Source organism: Clavibacter rahimiani, assembly GCF_052654495.1.
The window spans coordinates 2,223,148-2,241,126 of the sequence record NZ_CP199790.1; the positions used below are offsets into that span (position 1 = coordinate 2,223,148).

21 protein-coding genes are annotated in these 17,979 nt (G+C 72.4%); 3 read left to right on the forward strand and 18 right to left on the reverse strand.

Annotated elements, in window-relative coordinates; all coding sequences use genetic code 11:
* From pheS to infC, 9 genes are all read right to left on the reverse strand, one after another.
* Positions 1-1,038, reverse strand: a complete 1,038-nt coding sequence (gene pheS / locus ACT7CP_RS10530; RefSeq protein WP_413963388.1) for a phenylalanine--tRNA ligase subunit alpha — start codon at positions 1,036-1,038, stop codon at positions 1-3.
* Positions 1,039-1,166: 128 nt separating this feature from the next.
* The gene (locus ACT7CP_RS10535) at positions 1,167-1,991 is read right to left on the reverse strand and encodes an amino acid ABC transporter permease (RefSeq protein ID WP_413963389.1); all 825 of its coding nucleotides are present in this window, start codon (positions 1,989-1,991) and stop codon (positions 1,167-1,169) included.
* Positions 1,988-2,635: an amino acid ABC transporter permease gene (locus ACT7CP_RS10540; RefSeq protein WP_445442173.1), complete on the reverse strand. Its 648-nt coding sequence runs from the start codon at positions 2,633-2,635 to the stop codon at positions 1,988-1,990. Before ACT7CP_RS10540 ends, ACT7CP_RS10535 begins: the two co-directional genes overlap by 4 nt.
* A 119-nt stretch (positions 2,636-2,754) precedes the next feature.
* A complete protein-coding gene (locus tag ACT7CP_RS10545; protein WP_445442174.1) occupies positions 2,755-3,678 on the reverse strand; it encodes a glutamate ABC transporter substrate-binding protein in 924 nt (307 codons plus the stop codon).
* A 166-nt stretch (positions 3,679-3,844) separates the two neighbouring features.
* A complete protein-coding gene (locus tag ACT7CP_RS10550) occupies positions 3,845-4,633 on the reverse strand; it encodes an amino acid ABC transporter ATP-binding protein (RefSeq protein WP_373425964.1) in 789 nt (262 codons plus the stop codon).
* Positions 4,634-4,783: 150 nt separating this feature from the next.
* Positions 4,784-5,584, reverse strand: coding sequence for a TrmH family RNA methyltransferase (locus ACT7CP_RS10555; RefSeq protein WP_413963392.1), 801 nt, complete (start codon positions 5,582-5,584; stop codon positions 4,784-4,786).
* A 63-nt stretch (positions 5,585-5,647) separates the two neighbouring features.
* Positions 5,648-6,040 carry a 50S ribosomal protein L20 gene (gene rplT, locus ACT7CP_RS10560; RefSeq protein ID WP_094116169.1) on the reverse strand — a complete coding sequence of 131 codons (393 nt, stop codon included), beginning with the start codon at positions 6,038-6,040 and terminating at the stop codon, positions 5,648-5,650.
* A gap of 46 nt (positions 6,041-6,086) precedes the next feature.
* Complete coding sequence (gene rpmI / locus ACT7CP_RS10565) at positions 6,087-6,281, reverse strand: 50S ribosomal protein L35 (RefSeq protein WP_012298616.1); 195 nt, start codon at positions 6,279-6,281, stop codon at positions 6,087-6,089.
* Complete coding sequence (gene infC / locus ACT7CP_RS10570) at positions 6,274-6,867, reverse strand: translation initiation factor IF-3 (RefSeq protein ID WP_015490649.1); 594 nt, start codon at positions 6,865-6,867, stop codon at positions 6,274-6,276. Before infC ends, rpmI begins: the two co-directional genes overlap by 8 nt.
* A gap of 374 nt (positions 6,868-7,241) precedes the next feature.
* On the opposite strand from infC, the gene ACT7CP_RS10575 reads away from it, so the two are divergent.
* The gene (locus ACT7CP_RS10575) at positions 7,242-7,715 is read left to right on the forward strand and encodes a DUF1844 domain-containing protein (RefSeq protein WP_445442175.1); all 474 of its coding nucleotides are present in this window, start codon (positions 7,242-7,244) and stop codon (positions 7,713-7,715) included.
* A 69-nt stretch (positions 7,716-7,784) separates the two neighbouring features.
* Here ACT7CP_RS10575 and ACT7CP_RS10580 read toward each other — a convergent pair whose 3' ends face one another.
* The 5 genes from ACT7CP_RS10580 to ACT7CP_RS10600 form a co-directional block, all read right to left on the reverse strand.
* Positions 7,785-8,552 (reverse strand): SseB family protein, encoded by a 768-nt coding sequence (locus tag ACT7CP_RS10580; RefSeq protein WP_445442176.1) that lies wholly within the window; start codon positions 8,550-8,552, stop codon positions 7,785-7,787.
* Complete coding sequence (gene priA / locus ACT7CP_RS10585) at positions 8,552-9,298, reverse strand: bifunctional 1-(5-phosphoribosyl)-5-((5-phosphoribosylamino)methylideneamino)imidazole-4-carboxamide isomerase/phosphoribosylanthranilate isomerase PriA (protein ID WP_307507578.1); 747 nt, start codon at positions 9,296-9,298, stop codon at positions 8,552-8,554. Before priA ends, ACT7CP_RS10580 begins: the two co-directional genes overlap by 1 nt.
* Before the next feature lie 72 nt (positions 9,299-9,370).
* Positions 9,371-10,012 (reverse strand): imidazole glycerol phosphate synthase subunit HisH, encoded by a 642-nt coding sequence (gene hisH, locus ACT7CP_RS10590; protein ID WP_445442177.1) that lies wholly within the window; start codon positions 10,010-10,012, stop codon positions 9,371-9,373.
* Complete coding sequence (gene hisB / locus ACT7CP_RS10595; protein ID WP_445442178.1) at positions 10,009-10,617, reverse strand: imidazoleglycerol-phosphate dehydratase HisB; 609 nt, start codon at positions 10,615-10,617, stop codon at positions 10,009-10,011. The genes hisH and hisB overlap by 4 nt, the downstream gene beginning before the upstream one ends.
* 145 nt (positions 10,618-10,762) lie before the next feature.
* Complete coding sequence (locus ACT7CP_RS10600) at positions 10,763-11,152, reverse strand: hypothetical protein (protein WP_445442179.1); 390 nt, start codon at positions 11,150-11,152, stop codon at positions 10,763-10,765.
* Between the two features lie 361 nt (positions 11,153-11,513).
* Here ACT7CP_RS10600 and lexA point away from each other — a divergent pair, with 361 nt between their 5' ends.
* The gene (gene lexA / locus ACT7CP_RS10605) at positions 11,514-12,194 is read left to right on the forward strand and encodes a transcriptional repressor LexA (protein ID WP_413963398.1); all 681 of its coding nucleotides are present in this window, start codon (positions 11,514-11,516) and stop codon (positions 12,192-12,194) included.
* 73 nt (positions 12,195-12,267) lie between these two features.
* Here lexA and hflX read toward each other — a convergent pair whose 3' ends face one another.
* On the reverse strand, positions 12,268-13,833 hold the full coding sequence (gene hflX / locus ACT7CP_RS10610) for a GTPase HflX (RefSeq protein WP_445442180.1): 1,566 nt from the start codon (positions 13,831-13,833) through the stop codon (positions 12,268-12,270).
* Between the two features lie 40 nt (positions 13,834-13,873).
* Between hflX and ACT7CP_RS10615 the strand changes: the two genes are divergently transcribed.
* Positions 13,874-14,491, forward strand: coding sequence for a class I SAM-dependent methyltransferase (locus tag ACT7CP_RS10615; protein ID WP_445442181.1), 618 nt, complete (start codon positions 13,874-13,876; stop codon positions 14,489-14,491).
* Between the two features lie 99 nt (positions 14,492-14,590).
* On the opposite strand, the gene dapF is transcribed toward ACT7CP_RS10615, so the two are convergent.
* From dapF to miaB, 3 genes are read right to left on the reverse strand one after another with little or no spacing between them, the layout of a single operon-like run.
* Complete coding sequence (gene dapF / locus ACT7CP_RS10620; RefSeq protein WP_445442182.1) at positions 14,591-15,469, reverse strand: diaminopimelate epimerase; 879 nt, start codon at positions 15,467-15,469, stop codon at positions 14,591-14,593.
* Between the two features lie 9 nt (positions 15,470-15,478).
* Positions 15,479-16,402 (reverse strand): tRNA (adenosine(37)-N6)-dimethylallyltransferase MiaA, encoded by a 924-nt coding sequence (gene miaA / locus ACT7CP_RS10625; protein ID WP_445442183.1) that lies wholly within the window; start codon positions 16,400-16,402, stop codon positions 15,479-15,481.
* On the reverse strand, positions 16,399-17,979 hold the full coding sequence (gene miaB / locus ACT7CP_RS10630) for a tRNA (N6-isopentenyl adenosine(37)-C2)-methylthiotransferase MiaB (protein ID WP_445442184.1): 1,581 nt from the start codon (positions 17,977-17,979) through the stop codon (positions 16,399-16,401). Before miaB ends, miaA begins: the two co-directional genes overlap by 4 nt.

The following is a 17,979-nucleotide window of genomic DNA, read 5'->3' on the forward strand; positions in this document are numbered from 1 at the left end:
CTACACCACCATCCCGAACTGCGCGCCGAATCGGATGTCGCCCTCGACGATGTCGCGCATGTCGGAGAGGTCGTTGCGGAACATGAGGGTGCGCTCGGTGCCCATGCCGAACGCGAAGCCCTGGTACTCGTCGGGGTCGATGCCGGCGGAGCGGAGCACGTTCGGGTTCACCATGCCGCAGCCGCCCCACTCGATCCACCGGGGTCCGCCCGCGGCGGCCGGGTGCCAGACGTCCATCTCGGCGCTCGGCTCCGTGAACGGGAAGTAGTTGGGGCGCAGGCGGATGCGCGCGTCGGGTCCGAACATCGAGCGCGCGAAGTGCTCGAGCGTGCCGCGCAGGTGCGCCATGGTGAGGCCGCGGTCGATCGCGATGCCCTCGACCTGGCGGAACGCGGGGGTGTGCGTCGCATCGAGCTCGTCGCTGCGGAAGGTGCGGCCCTGCGCGATCGTGTAGACGGGCAGCGCGTCGGCGAGCAGCGTGCGGATCTGCACGGGCGACGTGTGCGTGCGGAGCACCAGGTGCGCGTCGGTGGGATCCACGTAGAAGGAGTCCTGCATGGCGCGCGCCGGGTGGTCCGGCGGGAAGTTCAGCGCGTCGAAGTTGAACCACTCGCTCTCGAGCTCGGGGCCCTCGTTCACCTGCCAGCCCATCCCGACGAAGATGTCGGCGATGCGCTCCTCCAGCATGGTGAGCGGGTGCCGGGCGCCGGCGCGCCAGCGGCTCGGCAGCGCGGTGACGTCCACGGCCTCGGCGACCAGGCGCTCGGCGGCCTCCTGCTCCTGGATCTCCGCCTCGCGGGCCTGGAAGGCCTGCGTGACGCGGGCGCGGGACTGGCCCACGAGCTTCCCGGCGTCCTTGCGGTCGGCGGGCGGCAGGGAGCGGAGCGATCCGTTCAGCCGGGCGAGCGGCGACGCCTCGCCGATGTGGGCGGATCGCGCCTGCGCGAGCGACGCGGAGTCGGTGGTCGCGGCGAGCGCGGCCATCGCCTGCTCCACGGCGGCGCCGACGCTCTCCTCGGAGATCTGGGGTTCGGACATGAGGCCCGAGTCTACCGATCGGGGTGGGCGCCCCCGGCCCGCGACGGGCCCGGCCGCCGCACGCACGACGGGCCCGCCGCGCGGAGGCGACGGGCCCGTCAGGCGACCGGGAGGGCCCGGCGGGACGGCTATGCGCCCTGCGAGGTCCCCGCGGCGACGGTCTTGGCCATGCGCGGTCCGCGCTTCCGCGCCAGGCGCCGGGCGATGGTCGACACGGTGAGGTTCAGCACGAGGTACATGCCCACCATCACCACGAAGATCGGCAGCGAGTTGGCGCGGCTCGTGGCCTCGAGGATCAGCTCGCCCTGCTTGGTGAGGCCGACGAGGCTGACGATGGTGCCGAGCGCGGTGTCCTTGATGAGCACGACGAGCTGGGCGACGATGATCGGCAGCATGGTGCGGAACGCCTGCGGGAACTCCACCAGGAGCCGGTTCTGCAGGGGGCGCAGGCCGATCGCGAGGCCCGCCTCCCGCTGTCCGCGGGGCAGGCCGAGGATGCCGGAGCGCAGCGCCTCCCCGATGATCGCGCCGTTGTAGAGCGTGAGCGCGGTGACGACGGCCCAGTACGGGCCGATCGGGAAGATCAGGTAGATGAAGAGCATCATCAGCAGCACGGGCATGCCGCGGAAGAACTCGAGCACGACGGTGACCGCGTAGCGGATGACCCGGTGCTCGCTCATCCGCAGGAGCGCGAGCACCATGCCCAGGAGGATCGCGAGCACGGCGGCGACCGCGGCCGACTGGAGGACGACCCACAGGCCCTTCAGCAGCAGGCCCCACACCAGCGGGTCGTTGAGCACGCGCCAGATGTCGGGGCTGAACTGCCCGGCCTGCTGGAGGCGGACGGCGGCGAACGCGAGCACGGCGACGAGGACGACGCCCGTGACGATCGAGAGGATGCGCGAACGCCGGCGGGCGCGGGGCCCGGGGACGTCGTAGAGGACCTGGCTCATCGGGAGACCGCCACTCGCTTCTCGAGGTGGTCCGCCAGCTGGCCGAGCGGGACCGTGATGATGAGGTAGAAGAACGCGACGCCCACGAACACCCACACGACCGCGTTCCCGTTGGCGTTCGCGACGTCGCGGCCCACGTTGAACAGCTCGTAGATGAAGTACGCGCCGGCGATGGACGTGTTCTTGGTGAGCGCGATGACCACGTTGATCAGCGGCGGCACGACCGTGCGCAGCGCCTGCGGCAGGATCACGTGGCCGAGCGTCTGCCCGAACGTCAGCCCGATGCTGCGCGCGGCCTCCGCCTGACCGACGGGCACGCTGTTGATGCCGGAGCGGATCGCCTCGGCGAAGAAGGGCGCCGTGTAGAGCGTGAGCGCGAGCACCGCGGCCGTCATGAACGGCAGCGCGCCCGAGATCGACGTGATCACGACGCTGAAGAAGGTGAAGACGAGCAGCAGCGGGGTGTTCCGCAGCAGCTCGACGTAGACGGTGGAGGTGGCGCGGAGGCTCGCGACGGGCGAGATCCTCATGGCGGCGATCACGACCCCCAGCGGGAGCGCGAAGAGCACCGTGGTGAGGAGGAGGCGCAGCGTGCCGCCGAACCCCCGCAGGAACACGTCGAGATTGTCGAGGATCACTCCCACGGCACACCTCCTTGGATGATGCGCCCGGCGGGCCGGGCGGCTGGCGGATCCGGGCTCGGGTGCCCGGACGAGGGACGGGTCCCGCGCGCGCCGTCGGCGCCCGCGGGACCCGGGTGGGACTAGTAGCGGTCGACCGCCGGGGGCTCCGGCGTGTCGATGACCGTGCCGGCCGTCGCCTCGAACAGGCGCGCCCAGGTGCCGTCCTCGTAGGCCTCCTCCAGCGTGTCGTTGATGAAGGTGCGGAACGCCTCGTCGTCCTTGGCGATGCCGATGCCGTAGGGCTCCTCCGTGAAGGTCTCGCCGTCACCGACGAGCTTGAACTCGCCCTCGTTCTGGTCGATGAAGCCGGAGAGGATCACGTTGTCGGTGGTGACCGCGGCGACCTGGCCGTTGCGCAGCGGGTCGAGGCACTTGCTGTAGACGTCGGTCGGCACGACGACCGCGCCGAACGTGGCCTCGATGTTCGCGGCGGGGGTGGATCCGGCGACCGAGCAGACCTGCTTGCCGCGGACGTCCTCGGGCGTGTTGATCGTGGTGTCGTCCGCGAGCACCATGAGCGCCTGGCCGGCGACGTAGTACGGGCCCGCGAAGTCCACGACCTCCTTGCGCTTGTCGTTGATCGTGTAGGTCGCGACGACCGCGTCGACCGAGCCGTTCTGGATGAAGGGCTCGCGGTTCGCGGACACCGTCTCCGTGAAGGCGATGTCGTCGAATCCGATGCCGAGCTTGCTGGCGACGAGCGCCGCGATCGCGACGTCGAAGCCGGCGGGCTTGCCGTCGAGGCCCGCGAGGCCGAAGAGCGGCTGGTCGAACTTCGTGCCGACCTTCATGGAGCCCGCCTCGGCGAGGCGCGCCATCGTGGTGCCCTCGTCGAACGTGGGGTCCTCGGCGAGCTCGAGCTTGTACGGCCCGTCGCCGTTGGCGGGGGCGTCGGTGCCCGCGTCGACGGCGGGCCCGGACGCGCTGCCGGCCGCGCCGCAGCCGGTGAGGCCGACGACGACCGCGGCGGCGGCCGCGAGGATGGAGAGGTTCCTGTGCTTCATGGTTCCCGTTTCTCTGCTGGTGAGGTGGATGACGGAGGCGAGCGCGAGCGCCCGTGGTGCGGGTCGTGCCGATCGTGCAGGTGGGGCGGTGGTGCGGCGCCCGGACGCGCCTGCCTCGACGGCGTCCGGGTGCGGTGCGCGGGAGGGCGTCGGCCCTCCGCGGGCGTCAGTGGGCGAGGATCTTCGAGAGGAAGTCCTTCGCGCGCGGGCTCTGCGGGTCGTCGAAGAACGCCTGCGGGGTGGTGTCCTCCTCGATGGCGCCGTCGGCCATGAAGATCACGCGGTCGGCGGCCTTGCGGGCGAAGCCCATCTCGTGGGTGACGACCATCATCGTCATGCCGTCCTTCGCGAGGCCGACCATGACGTCGAGGACCTCGGTGATCATCTCCGGGTCGAGGGCCGAGGTGGGCTCGTCGAGCAGGATCAGCTTCGGGTCCATCGCCAGCGCGCGGGCGATGGCGACGCGCTGCTGCTGGCCGCCCGAGAGCTGGGCCGGCATCTTCTGCGCCTGGTTGGCGACGCCGACGCGGTCGAGGAGCTCCATCGCCCGCTTCTCCGCCTCCGCCTTGCCCTTCTTGCGCACCTTGATGGGTCCGAGCGTCACGTTCTCGAGCACGGTCTTGTGCGCGAAGAGGTTGAACGACTGGAACACCATGCCGACGTCGGCGCGGAGGCGCGCGAGCTCGGCGCCCTCGGACGGGAGGTCCTGGCCGTCGATCGTGATGGTGCCGTCGTCGATGGTCTCCAGGCGGTTGATCGCCCGGCAGAGCGTCGACTTGCCGGACCCGCTGGGGCCGATGACGACGACGACCTCCCCGCGGTTGACCGTGGTCGAGATGTCCTTGAGGACGTGCAGGTCCCCGAAGTGCTTGTTGACGTGGGATACGACGACCAGGGGCTCGCCGACCGCGACCGCGGCGGGCGAGGCGGTGTCCGCCGTGGGGCTCTGCTCCATGCGAACACCATATCCGTGACGGTGTTTCGTCCGCGTTTCCGCGCGGCATCGTCACCCACTCGTGACGCGGCATCCGCGTTTGCGCCGGTCAGAGCCGGTGTCCGGGGACGGCGGACGCCTCTCCCCCGTCAGGCGTCGGCGGATCCGCGGTCAGGCGCGCTGCGCGAACGCCGACTCGTAGAGGCACACCGACGCGGCGGTGGCGAGGTTCATCGACTCGGCCTGCCCGTAGATGGGCACGACGACGGCGCGGTCGGCGAGCGCGAGGTGGTCGTCCTGGAGGCCGCGCGCCTCGTTGCCGAACAGCCACGCGGTGGGCGCGGCGAGGCCGCCCGACGTGCGCTCGGCGAGGAGGTCGTCGCCCTTCACGTCGGCGGCGAGCACCTGGAGGCCGGCCTCGCGGACCCGCGCGAGCACGGCGTCGAGCTCCGGCATGATCGCGACCGGCAGGTGGAAGAGGGAACCCGTCGTGGCGCGCACGACCTTCGGGTTGTAGAGGTCGACCGAGCGGCCGGTGAGCACGACGGCGTCGGCCCCCGCGGCGTCGGCCGCGCGGATGATGGTGCCGGCGTTGCCCGGGTCGCGCACCTCCTCGAGGATCGCGATGAGGCGCGGCTCGTCGCCGAGGATCTGCTTGAGCGACGTGGGAAACTGGCGGCAGACGCCCACCACGCCCTGCGGGGTGACCGTGTCGGCCATGGCCGCGATCACGTCCTCCGTGACGTACTCCACCTCGACGGACGACTCGCGGACCGCGCGCGCGAGGTCCGGGTAGCGGTCGAGGGCGGTGGGCGTCGCGAAGAGCTCCTGGACGAGGTCCGGCCGGAACGCGAGCGCCTCGGAGACGGCCTGCGGCCCCTCGAGGAGGAAGAGGCCGGTGTCGGCGCGCGCGTCCCGCTTCGCGAGCTTGGCGACGCCACGGACACGCGGGGAGCGGGGGTTGTCGAGCATGGCCCCAACACTAACGGCGCGCCCCCTGTCGGGGACGCGCCGTCGGCGGTGGTGCGGGGAGTGCTACGCGTTCGCGGCGACCTTGGGGGCCGAGGTGTTCGCGGGCAGGGCGGCCTTGGCCGTCTGGACGAGCGAGGCGAAGGTCGCGGGCTCGTGGACCGCGAGGTCCGCGAGGATGCGACGGTCGACCTGGACGCCGGCGAGGGCGAGGCCCTGGATGAGGCGGTTGTACGTGAGGCCGTTCAGACGCGCGGCCGCGTTGATGCGCTGGATCCAGAGGCGGCGGAACTCGCCCTTCTTCGCACGGCGGTCGCGGTACGCGTAGACGAGGGAGTGGGTGACCTGCTCCTTGGCCTTGCGGTACAGGCGCGAGCGCTGGCCGCGGTATCCGGCGGCGCGCTCGAGGATGACCCGACGCTTCTTGTGGGCGTTGACGGCCCTCTTGACTCTTGCCATTTCAGTGATTCCTATTCGAGTTCAGGTGTCGCGGACGACGAGGGGCCTAGCGGCCGAGGAGCTTCTTGGCGACCTTCATGTCGGCCTTGGCCAGGGGCTGGTCCTGGTTGAGTCGCGCCTTGCGCTTGGAGGACTTGACCTCGAGGTTGTGGCGCATGCCGGCCTGCTGCTTCATGATCTTGCCGCTGCCGGTGACCTTGAATCGCTTCTTGGCACCCGAGTGGGTCTTCTGCTTAGGCATTGTTCTCTTCTCTCGCTTCTCGTGCACTCGCCTTGGTGGCGTCGCGCTTCGCGTTGGCCTCGGCCTTGGCCTCGGACTTGTTCTTGTGCGGTCCGATGACCATGACCATGTTGCGGCCGTCGATCGTGGGGGTGGACTCGACGCTGCCGAACTCGGCGACGTCCTCCGCGAACATCTTGAGCAGGCGCACGCCCTGGTCCGGACGCGACTGCTCGCGACCGCGGAACAGGATCATGGCCTTGACCTTGTCGCCGTCCTGCAGGAAGCCCTCGGCGCGCTTGCGCTTGGTCTCGTAGTCGTGCTTGTCGATCTTCAGGCGGAAGCGCACCTCCTTGAGGATGGTGTTCGCCTGGTTGCGACGCGCTTCCTTGGCCTTCTGCGCGGCCTCGTACTTGAACTTGCCGTAGTCCATGATCTTCGCCACGGGGGGCTTGGAATTGGGCGCGACCTCCACGAGGTCGAGGTCGGCTTCCTGCGCGAGCCGGAGTGCGACGTCGATGGATACGACGCCGACCTGCTCGCCTGCTGGGCCAACGAGGCGAACCTCGGGAACTCGGATTCGATCGTTGGTACGGGGATCGCTGATGGACTGCTCCTATTCGTGTCTTCGGGTGGCCCGGCGGCTGCGTGAGCCGCTCGGATTCGAGACGAGGAGGGTTCTTCACCAGGGTCCGACGCGTACGTCGTACTCGGCAACACGCCCATGCCCGCTGACGCGGGGCTCCCGTCGTGCGCGACGCCCTCTGGGGAGCCGCTCGGACGGGGGAGCGAAATCGACCCGGTAACCTATGGAGGCGGTCAAGCGCGGGTGGGAGATCAATCCTCTTTCGAACCGGGACTGTGACAGCCCCGGAGCCGTCGATCAGCATAGCAGACGCCGACCTCGTCCCGGAAGGGCGGGCATCGCCCGGGTCCCGCCGCCGGCCGCCATCCGCCACCGCCCCGAGCCCGAGGACAGACATGACCGACTCGCCCCGCCCCGACCACGCGGCCCCCGCGGACGCCGCCGCCGACGCGCACGTCCACCGCTTCGAGGAGCCCGCCGGCGCCGACGCCGGGACGACGGCCTCCGCCGGGGGCGTCGCCGACGACGACACCGCGGACTTCGTCGCCGACCAGTACGCGCGGGACATCGCCGACGTCTCCGCCGTCGAGGTCATCACCACCACGGCCGTCCACCTCATGAGCGCGGCCGCCGTGAAGTGCGGACTCGCCGACGATCCCGCCACGCAGACCGACCTCGCCGAGGCGCGGAAGCTCATCATCTCGCTCGCGGGACTCGTCACCGCGGCCTCGCCCGAGCTCGGCGACCAGCACGCGCGGAGCCTCCGCGACGGCCTGCGTTCCCTGCAGCTCGCCTTCCGCGAGGCGTCCCCGTACCCGGACGCCGTCGGCAAGGGACCCGGCGAGAAGTACACGGGCCCCGTCTCCTAGGCGTCCGGCCCGCGCGGGTCGCCGGTCGTCGGTCCGGCGGTCGCCGGGTCGACGGTCCGCGTCCGCCCCTCAGCGAGCGGAGATGATCCGCAGTCCCATGCTGTCGACGCGGTCGGCGAGCACGGCGCTGCGTGACCACTCCCCCTGCAGGCGCGCCAGCAGCGCGTCGAGCGCGGAGCGGTCGAGGCCGTCGACGAGCTCCAGCGCGATCATCAGCTCCGGCCCCTCGAGGCGTGCCCGCGGGTCGCCAGGCGACGTGCCCAGGGCGACGACCGCGGGCTCCTCCACGACGCTCGCCTGGAGCGCCGCGGCGACCTCGGGATCCTCGGGGCTCGGCGTCCACGGCAGCGACCGCGCGACGGCCCAGACGGCCGGGCGCCGCAGCACGAACTCCGTGTCCGACATGGGGTCCAGCACGACGAGGTCGGTCTCCTCGCTCGCCGCGGCCAGCGCGACGCGCACGGCATCGGCCGGCACGGGACGCGCGGCGGGGTTCCAGCGGCCCATGGCGGCGACCGACGTGAAGACCGGCATCACCGTGCGCCCGTCGGGTCCGGCGACCGTGATGATGGAGAGCTCCGCGCTCTTGTCGACCGTGAGGCCGGCGTCGTTCAGGCCCTCCTCGCCGAGGCGGGCCACCAGCGGGATCAGCAGGCGCGCCTCCCGCAGGGCGTCGACGACGTCCGCCTGGCCGGCCTCGCCGCGGCCGTGCCGCGCCAGCGCGTCGGCCAGGGCGGGCGGCGCGGACCCGTCGTCCCCGGGGAAGGCGGTGGGCTCGAACGAGCGACCGGCCCACGGTGTCCCGGCCGAGTCGGCGTGCGGCGTGGAGCCCGTCATCACTCCCCGGCGACGTCGAGCGCCTGGGCGAGCGTGAACGCGCCGGCGTAGAGGGCCTTGCCGACGATGGCGCCCTCCAGCCCGAGCGGCACGAGCTCGCGGAGCGCCTGGATGTCGTCGAGGCTCGACACCCCGCCGGAGGCGACGACGGGGCGCTCGGTGCGCTCGAGCACGTCGCGGAGCAGCTGCAGGTTCGGGCCCTGCAGGGTGCCGTCCTTGGTGACGTCGGTGACGACGTACCGCGCGCAGCCGGCCTCCTCGAGGCGCTCCAGCACCTCCCAGATGTCGCCGCCGTCCTGGGTCCAGCCGCGTGCGGAGAGCGTGCGGCCGCGCACGTCCAGCCCGACCGCGACGGCCTCGCCGTGCTGCGCGATGACGCTCGCCGCCCACTCGGGGTTCTCGAGCGCCGCGGTGCCCAGGTTGATGCGCGTCGCGCCGCTCTCGAGCGCCACGTCGAGGGAGCGGTCGTCGCGGATGCCGCCGGACAGCTCGATCTGCACGCCGTCGATCGCGCGGATCACCCGCGAGATGACGGAGAGGTTGTCCCCGCGGCCGAACGCGGCGTCGAGGTCGACCAGGTGCAGCCACTCGGCGCCCTGCTCGGCCCAGTCGCGCGCGGCGTCGACGGGGTCGCCGTAGCCGGTCTCGGTGCCGGCGGCGCCCTGCGTGAGGCGGACGGCCTGGCCGCCCGCGACGTCGACGGCGGGCAGGAGGGTCAGACGGGGCGTGCTGGTGAACTCGCTCATGGGAGGGCCTTCGATCGGACGGACGGGGCGGACGGGGCCGTCGGGGACGGCGGGGGCGCGGTGCGAGCCGCGTCAGGCGGCGCGGAGGGTGCCGAGCCAGTTCGCGAGCAGCCGGATCCCGGCCTCCCCCGACTTCTCGGGGTGGAACTGCGTGGCGGTGAGCGGGCCGTTCTCGACGGCGGCGACGAACCGCTCGCCGTGGGTGGCCCAGGTGACGCGCGGGGCCGGCAGCGGCGGGAGCGGGTCGATCCCCCACGTGCGCGCGGCGTAGGAGTGCACGAAGTAGAACCGCTCCTCCTCGAGCCCCGCGAACAGCGCGGAGCCCTCGGGGACCTCGACCGTGTTCCAGCCCATGTGCGGGAGGACGTCGGACTCGAGGCGCCCCACCGTGCCGGGCCACTCCCCCAACCCCGCCACGTCGACGCCGCGCTCGACGCCCCGGTCGAACATGACCTGCATGCCGACGCAGATGCCGAGCACCGGACGCCCGCCCGCGAGGCGGCGGTCGACCACGCGGTCGCCGCCGGCGGCGCGGAGCGCGGTCATGACGGCGGAGAACGCGCCCACTCCGGGGACCAGGAGGCCGTCGGACTCGTGCGCCCGCTTCGGGTCGCCCGTCAGCTCGACGTCCGCGCCGGCCAGCTCGAGGGCCTTGACGGCCGAGTGGATGTTGCCGCTGCCGTAGTCGAGGACGACGACGGACGGGCGCGTCACAGCGCGCCCTTGGTGGAGGGGATGCCGGACACGCGGGGGTCGAGCTCCTTCGCCTGTCGGAACGCACGGGCGAAGGACTTGAACTCGGCCTCCGCGATGTGGTGCGGGTCGCGTCCGCCGAGCACCGTGACGTGCACGGTGAGGCCCGCGTGGAATGTGATGGCCTCGAAGACGTGGCGGACCATGGATCCGGTGAAGTGCCCGCCGATGAGGTGCATCTCGAAGCCCGCGGGCTCGCCCGAGTGGACGAGGAACGGGCGGCCCGAAATGTCGACGACCGACTGCACGAGCGCCTCGTCGAGGGGGACGAGCGCGTCGCCGAAGCGCGCGATGCCGGACTTGTTGCCGAGCGCCTGGCGGATGGCCTGGCCGAGGACGATGCCGACGTCCTCCACGGTGTGGTGCACGTCGATGTGCGTGTCGCCCGTGGCGGTGACCTTCAGGTCGGTGAGCGAGTGCTTCGCGAACGCGGTGAGCATGTGGTCGTAGAACGGGACCGACGTGCTGATCTCGGAGACGCCGGTGCCGTCGAGGTCGAGCTGCAGCTCGATGCTGGACTCGCTGGTCTGCCGCGTGACGTGCGCGGTGCGCGCGAGGGTGCTCATGGCCTCCATGCTACCGATCGCTTCCGACCGCCCGACCTCGCTCCCGGCCGCCACCGGGAGCCGAGGCCGGCCCGTCCGCACCGATCGACCCGCGGCTGCGACCCGCGGCTGCGACCCGCGGCCGCGGGACGCAGCGCGGGTGGGATCAGTGCGCGTACTCGGCGGGCACGGCGAGCTGCTGGCCCGCCGCGACGTCCGACGTGGGGAGGCGGTTGAGGTCGACGACCGACGCGATGACGTCGCGCGGGTCGGCGCTGGGCGCGATCTCCTCGGCGAGGTCCCACAGGGACTGGCCGCTCGAGACGGTGACGTACTCGAAGGCGGTGCCCGATACGTCCTTCGACGCGACGGCCGCGCCGCCGTTGAGGGCGACGAGCCCGGCGCCGAGCGCGAGCGGGGCCGCGACCAGCGCGGTGAGGACGATGCGGCCGCGGCGCGTGATACGCAGGCGCGTGCGGGGCGCGACGGCTGCCTCCGCGACGGGGACGGCGGCGTCGGCGGCGGAGACGGTGGGGGTTGCTGCTGCGGTGTTCATGGTGACCTCTCGTGCGAGACGGTGGGGCATCGAGGCGACGCGCCCGGCGATGCAGTGCGGTACGGCATGCGATGCGGGTCGGGCAGCTCGCACCCGGCTCTCGGCCGGGAGAGCCGGGTGCGAAGCTGTGTTCCGAACATACATTCGAAACCAGCCCTCCGCAAGCCCTCATCGCCTCGATCCGCGCCTCCGACGCGCGACACGCTCGAACAGGTGTTTGCCCGGGGTGCCTCGGCTGGATACAGTTTCGAGTGCCTGGAGTCCATTCGACCGGGTACCACCGACATCGCCCTCGCGAGGGGGTCGGCCCGCCGGGTCGACGAGCCGCGGAGGGCGTCGGCGACGAGAGGCGGGCCGTGGCATGGCGGACGAGCGAGCAGCGGGAGGCGGCGCGACGAGGCGCCGCAAGAGCCTCAGCGACAAGCAGATCTCGATCCTGGAGTTCATCCAGCGCACCATCGCCGGCCAGGGCTACCCGCCGAGCATGCGCGAGATCGGCGACGCCGTCGGCCTGGCGTCGCTCTCGAGCGTCACGCACCAGCTCAACCAGCTCGAGCTGTCCGGCTACCTCCGCCGCGACCCGAACCGCCCGCGCGCCCTCGAGGTGCTCATCGACCTGCCCGGCAACGGCGCCGCGGAGAGCGGCGAGCCGTCGACGCCCGTGGGCGACGCGGCGATGGTCCCGATGGTCGGCCGCATCGCGGCGGGCATCCCCATCACCGCGGAGCAGATGGTCGAGGAGGTCTTCCCCCTCCCCCGCCAGCTGGTCGGCAAGGGCGACCTCTTCATGCTGCGCGTCGTCGGCGACTCGATGATCGACGCGGCCATCTGCGACGGCGACTGGGTCGTCGTCCGCCAGCAGAAGACGGCGGAGAACGGCGACATCGTCGCCGCCATGCTCGACGACGAGGCCACCGTCAAGGTGTTCCGCCAGCGCGACGGGCACACGTGGCTGCTGCCGCGCAACAGCGCGTTCGAGCCGATCCTCGGCGACTTCGCGGAGGTCGTCGGCAAGGTCGTGGCGGTCATGCGCTCCGTCTGACCCTCACCACGACGCACGAGAGCGGCCGGTCCCCGAGGGGATCGGCCGCTCTCGTGCGTGCGGGCGACGCGGATCAGACCGCGGGCGACACCGCGTAGTCCTGGACCTGCGCCTGCTGCTCGGCCGTGACGAGGGCACGGACGCGCGTCCCCTCCTCCACGTACGAGGTCTCGAGGACCTTGGCGCCCTCGTGCAGCATGGCCACGATCTCGCCGTGCTCGAACGGCACCAACAGGTCGACCTCGATGGTCGGCTGCGGGAGCAGCTCGGCGATGCGGCGACGCAGCTCGTCGACGCCCTCGCCCGTGCGGGCCGAGACGAAGACGCCCTGCGGGGCGAGCCCGCGCAGCACGACGCGGTCGTCGTCCGACGCCAGGTCGCTCTTGTTGAACACGATGATCTCCGGGATGGACGAGGCGTCCACCTCCGCGATGACCTCGTGCACCGTGGCGAGCTGTGCCGCGGGGTCCGGGTGGGAGGCGTCGACGACGTGCACGAGCACGTCCGCGTCGGCGAGCTCCTCGAGGGTCGAGCGGAACGCCTCCACCAGCTGGTGCGGCAGGTTCCGGACGAACCCGACCGTGTCGGCGAGCGTGTACAGCTGCCCCTCGTCCGTCTCGGTCTTGCGGACCGTGGCGTCCAGCGTCGCGAACAGGGCGTTCTCGACGAGCACGCCCGCCTTCGTCACGCGGTTGAGCAGCGACGACTTGCCGGCGTTCGTGTACCCGACGATCGCCACCGACGGCACGGCGTTCCGGTCGCGGTTGGCGCGCTTGGTGTCGCGGGCCGGCTTCATCCCGGCGATCTGCTTCCGGAGCTTGGCCATGCGCGTGTTGATGCGGCGGCGGTCGAGCTCGATCTTCGTCTCACCGGGTCCGCGGGATCCCATGCCGGCACCCGCGCCGCCGACCTGGCCACCGGCCTGGCGCGACATCGAGTCACCCCATCCGCGCAGGCGCGGGAGGAGGTACTGCAGCTGGGCGAGCTCGACCTGGGCCTTGCCCTCGCGGCTCTTGGCGTGCTGGCTGAAGATGTCGAGGATCACGGCCGTGCGGTCGATGACCTTGACCTTCACCACGTCCTCGAGCGCGCGCCGCTGGCTGGGGGCGAGCTCGGTGTCGGCGATGACGGTGTCCGCGCCGACCGCGGCCACGAGGGCGCGCAGCTCCTCCGCCTTGCCGCTGCCGAAGTAGGTGCTCGGATCCGGCGTGGGACGGCGCTGGAGGAGGCCGTCGAGCACCACGGCGCCCGCCGTCTCGGCCAGGGCCGCGAGCTCGCGCATGCTGTTCTCTGCGTCGTCGACCGATCCCTGCGAGTACACGCCGATGAGGACGACGTTCTCGAGGCGCAGCTGCCGGTACTCGACCTCGGTGACGTCCTCGAGCTCGGTCGAGAGCCCGGCGACGCGCCGCAGCGCCTGGCGGTCGGCCCGCTCGCTCTGGTCGCCGTCGGATCCCTGATCGGTGTCGGGGTCCGCGGACAGCGCCTGCGCGCCCGATCCGCGGAAGAGGGCGTAGCCGGCGGACCGGTTCTCCGCCCGGGCGAGGACGCGCGCGACGACGTCGTCCCCGATGCTGCTCTCCGTGGACGTCGTCGTCGTGTCCGTGGACTCGTGGTCGTGCTCGTCGTGCGTGATCATGTGCTCCCATCGTAGCCTCGGCGTCCGGTATCGTCCCGGTATGGCCGACGCGCATTACTTCTCCTCGTCGCCGGCCGGGCCCCTGCGCACCCGCACGATCGCGGTCGAGCTGGGGGGACGGACGGTGGACGTCGAGACCGCGGGCGGCGTCTTCAGCCCCGAGCACGTCGACCAGGGGACCCTGGTCCTGCTGCGCCACGTCCCGACGCCTCCTCGTGAGGGTCATCTGCTGGACGTGGGCTGCGGCTGGGGTCCGGTGGCGCTCGATCTGGCGATGCGGTCGCCGTCGGCCACCGTGTGGGCGGTCGACGTGAACGAGCGTGCTCTCGAGCTGACGCGGGCGAATGCCCGGTCCCTCGGTCTCGATAACGTCAACGCCGTGCTGCCCGAGGATGTTCCCGCGGACCTCCGCTTCGCGGCCGTCTGGTCGAACCCGCCCATCCGCGTGGGCAAGGAGGCGCTGCACGCGATCCTGCTCGAGTGGGTGCCGCGGCTCGCCCCCGACGCGGACGCATGGCTCGTCGTGCAGCGCCACCTCGGATCCGACTCGCTGCAGCGCTGGCTCGCCGACACCCTGCCCGCGGGCCTCGAGACGACGCGCGCCGCGTCTGACAAGGGCTTCCGGGTGCTGCGCGTGCACCGCGGCGCGGACTCCTAGGGCGGATCCCGCCCCGCCCTCCCCGACCGCACGCGGTCCGGCACCTCACACGAGCGTCCGGGCGTCGCTCCGCGACCCCGTCCGGGCTGCGCGAACGAATCAGGCCAGCGCCACGACCCCGTCGAAGACGAGCTCCGCCGGACCCGAGAGGCCCACGTGCTCGCCGTCCTCCGTCGGGAACATCCGCACGCCGAGCACGCCGCCCGGCAGCTGGACCCGCCACTGGTGGGGTGCCGCGGCGCCGGCCCAGTGCCGGGTGGCGAGGGCGGCGGCCGCCGCGCCCGTGCCGCAGCTCAGGGTCTCGCCGCTCCCGCGCTCGTGGACGCGCATGGCGATGTGGCCGATGCCGTCGACGACCAGCGGGTCGGCCGGCACGACGAGCTCCACGTTGGCGCCGTCCGCGGGCTCGGGATCCAGCTGCGGGACGAACGCGAGGTCGGCCTCGGCGAGCTCGTCCTCGCTCGAGAGCGCGACGACCACGTGCGGGTTGCCGACGTCGATGCCGAGGCCCGGCCGGGCGACCTGGAGGTCCTTGGCGCGCACGAGCGGCTCGCCACCTGCGAGGGACCAGCGGCCGAGGTCGACCTGAAAGCCGGATCCGCTGCGCTGCACGTCGCGCACGCCGGCGCGCGTGCCGATCGGGACGGTGCGCCCCGGCGGCAGCTCGATGAGCCCGTTCTCGATGAGGAAGAGCGTGAAGACGCGGATGCCGTTGCCGCACATCTCGGCGGGGCTGCCGTCGCCGTTCCGGTAGTCCATGAACCACTCCGCGTCGGGGTCCTCCTCGAGCGCCGCGCGACCCTCGGGGATGCGGCTGGAGAGCACCGCGCGGATCGTGCCGTCGGCGCCGATGCCGAAGTGGCGGTCGCAGAGCGCCTGGACCTGGGTGTCGGTCAGGTCGATCTCGCCCGCGGGATCCGCGAACAGCACGAAGTCGTTGCCCGTGCCCTGGCCCTTGGTGAACTGCAGGTCTGCCATCCCGCCAGCCTACGGGCGCGTCGCCGGGAGGGCGTCGAGGGCGTGCTCCAGGAGCCGGTCATCGCGCGCGTCGAGCCGCACGGCGTCGGCGTAGCGGCCGAACCACGACACCTGCCGGCGCGCGTACCGGCGCGTGAGGGCGCGTGTCTCCTCGATCGCCTCCTCCTCGGTCAGCTCCCCCGCGAGCTGACGCGCGGCCTGCGCGTACCCGATGGCGCGCGATGCCGTGACGCCGTCGGCGAGCCCGGCGGGCAGCAGCCCCCGCACCTCGTCCACGAGGCCGCCGGCCCACATCCCGGTGACGCGGGCGTCGAGCCGGGGCACGAGCTCCTCGCGCGGAAGCGTGAGCGCGAGGATCCGCGCGGGGTGCCAGGCGCGCGGCTCGGCGGACTCCCGCTCCGGCTGGGGGCCCGTGATCTCGACGACCTCGAGCGCCCGCACCAGACGCCGTCCGTTGTGGGCGCCGATGCGCTCGGCGGCGGCCGGGTCGAGCTCCCGCAGCCGCCGGTGCAGCATGCCGGGCCCGGTCTCCGCCAGCTCCCGCTCGAGGCGCTGGCGGATCTCCGGGTCGGTGCCGGGGAAGTCGTAGTCGAACAGGACCGACGAGACGTAGAGCCCGGATCCGCCGACGAGGATCGGGACGGCACCGCGCGCGAGGATGTCGCCGACCGCTGCCCGCGCCTCCTCCTGGTAGGCGGCGACCGTGGCCTCCGCCGTGACGTCGAGGACGTCGAGCAGGTGGTGCGGGATGCCGCGACGCTCCGACTCCGGGAGCTTCGCCGTGCCGACGTCCATGCCGCGGTACAGCTGCATCGCGTCGGCGTTGACGATCTCCGCCGCACGCCCCTCGGCGCGCAGGTGCTCCGCGATGTCGAGGGACAGCGCCGACTTGCCGGTGCCGGTGGCCCCGACGACCGCGAGGATCGGGGTCACGCGCGGTGACGCGGGTGCGCGGCACCGTCGACCGCGGGCGACGGCACCCGGAGCGACGGCAGGCCGAGCGACACACGGGGCGCGCCGCCGGTCGTGATGGTCCCGGCGGCCGGTGCGGGCACACCGCACGAGTCCGCCTGCGCGCGCTCCCAGGCGTCGCCGGCGCGGGTGCGTCGGATGCGCAGCGGCGCCTGGTCGACGGAGTCCGCGATGAGGTGGAACGGCGCCGCGCGGGTGACCTCCACCTGCACGGCGTCGCCGGGCCGCGGCTCACCGCTGCCGGCGGGGACGTCGAGGTGGACGAGGCGGCCGTCCTGGGCACGGCCCGTGACGCGACGCGTGTCGCCGTCCTTCCGCCCCTCGTGGGTGCTCACGAGCACCTCGACCGTGCGTCCGACGACGCGCTGGTTCTCCTCGTGGCTGATGCGCTCCTGCAGCGCGGTGAGGCGGGCGTAGCGCTCCTTCACGACGTCCGCGGGGACCTGCTCGTCCATGGTCGCCGCGGGGGTGCCCGGGCGGATGGAGTACTGGAACGTGAACGCGGAGGAGAAGCGCGCGGCCTCCACCACGCGCAGGGTCTCCTGGAAGTCCTCCTCGGTCTCGCCGGGGAAGCCGACGATGATGTCGGTGGTGATGGCCGCGTCCGGGATGCGCGTGCGCACCCGGTCGAGGATCCCGAGGAACCGCTCCGAGCGGTACGACCGGCGCATGGCCTTCAGGATGCGGTCGGAGCCGGATTGCAGGGGCATGTGCAGCTGCGGCATGACGGCGGGCGTCTCGGCCATCGCGTCGATCACGTCGTCGGTGAAGGCCGCCGGGTGCGGGCTGGTGAAGCGGATCCGCTCGAGGCCAGCGATGGCACCGGCGGCCCGCAGGAGCTTGCCGAACGCCTGCCGGTCGCCGAACTCGACGCCGTAGGAGTTCACGTTCTGGCCGAGCAGCGTGACCTCGACCGCGCCGTCGTCCACGAGGGCCTGGATCTCGGCGAGGATGTCGCCGGGCCGGCGGTCCTTCTCCTTGCCGCGGAGCGCGGGGACGATGCAGAACGTGCAGGTGTTGTTGCACCCGACGGAGATGGACACCCAGCCGCTCGCGATCTCGTCGCGCTTGGTGGGCAGCGTCGACGGGAACGTCTCGAGGCTCTCGAGGATCTCGAGCTGCGCCTCGCCGTTGTGCCGCGCGCGCGCGAGCAGCGTCGGCAGGGCGCCCATGTTGTGCGTGCCGAACACGACGTCCACCCACGGCGCCTTCTCGAGGACGGTCGCGCGGTCCTTCTGCGCGAGGCAGCCCCCGACCGCGATCTGCATGCCCTCGTGCCGGCGCTTGACCCCGGCGAGGTGGCCGAGGTTGCCGTAGAGCTTGTTGTCCGCGTTCTCACGCACGGCGCAGGTGTTGATCACGACGATGTCGGCCTCGGCGCCCTCGGCCGAGACATAGCCGGCGGCCTCGAGCGAGCCGGTGAGGCGCTCGGAGTCGTGGACGTTCATCTGGCAGCCGTACGTGCGGACCTCGTACGTCCGCGGCCGGTCGGAGGCGGGCGGGACGGCGACACGGACATGCTCGGCGACGGTGCTCAT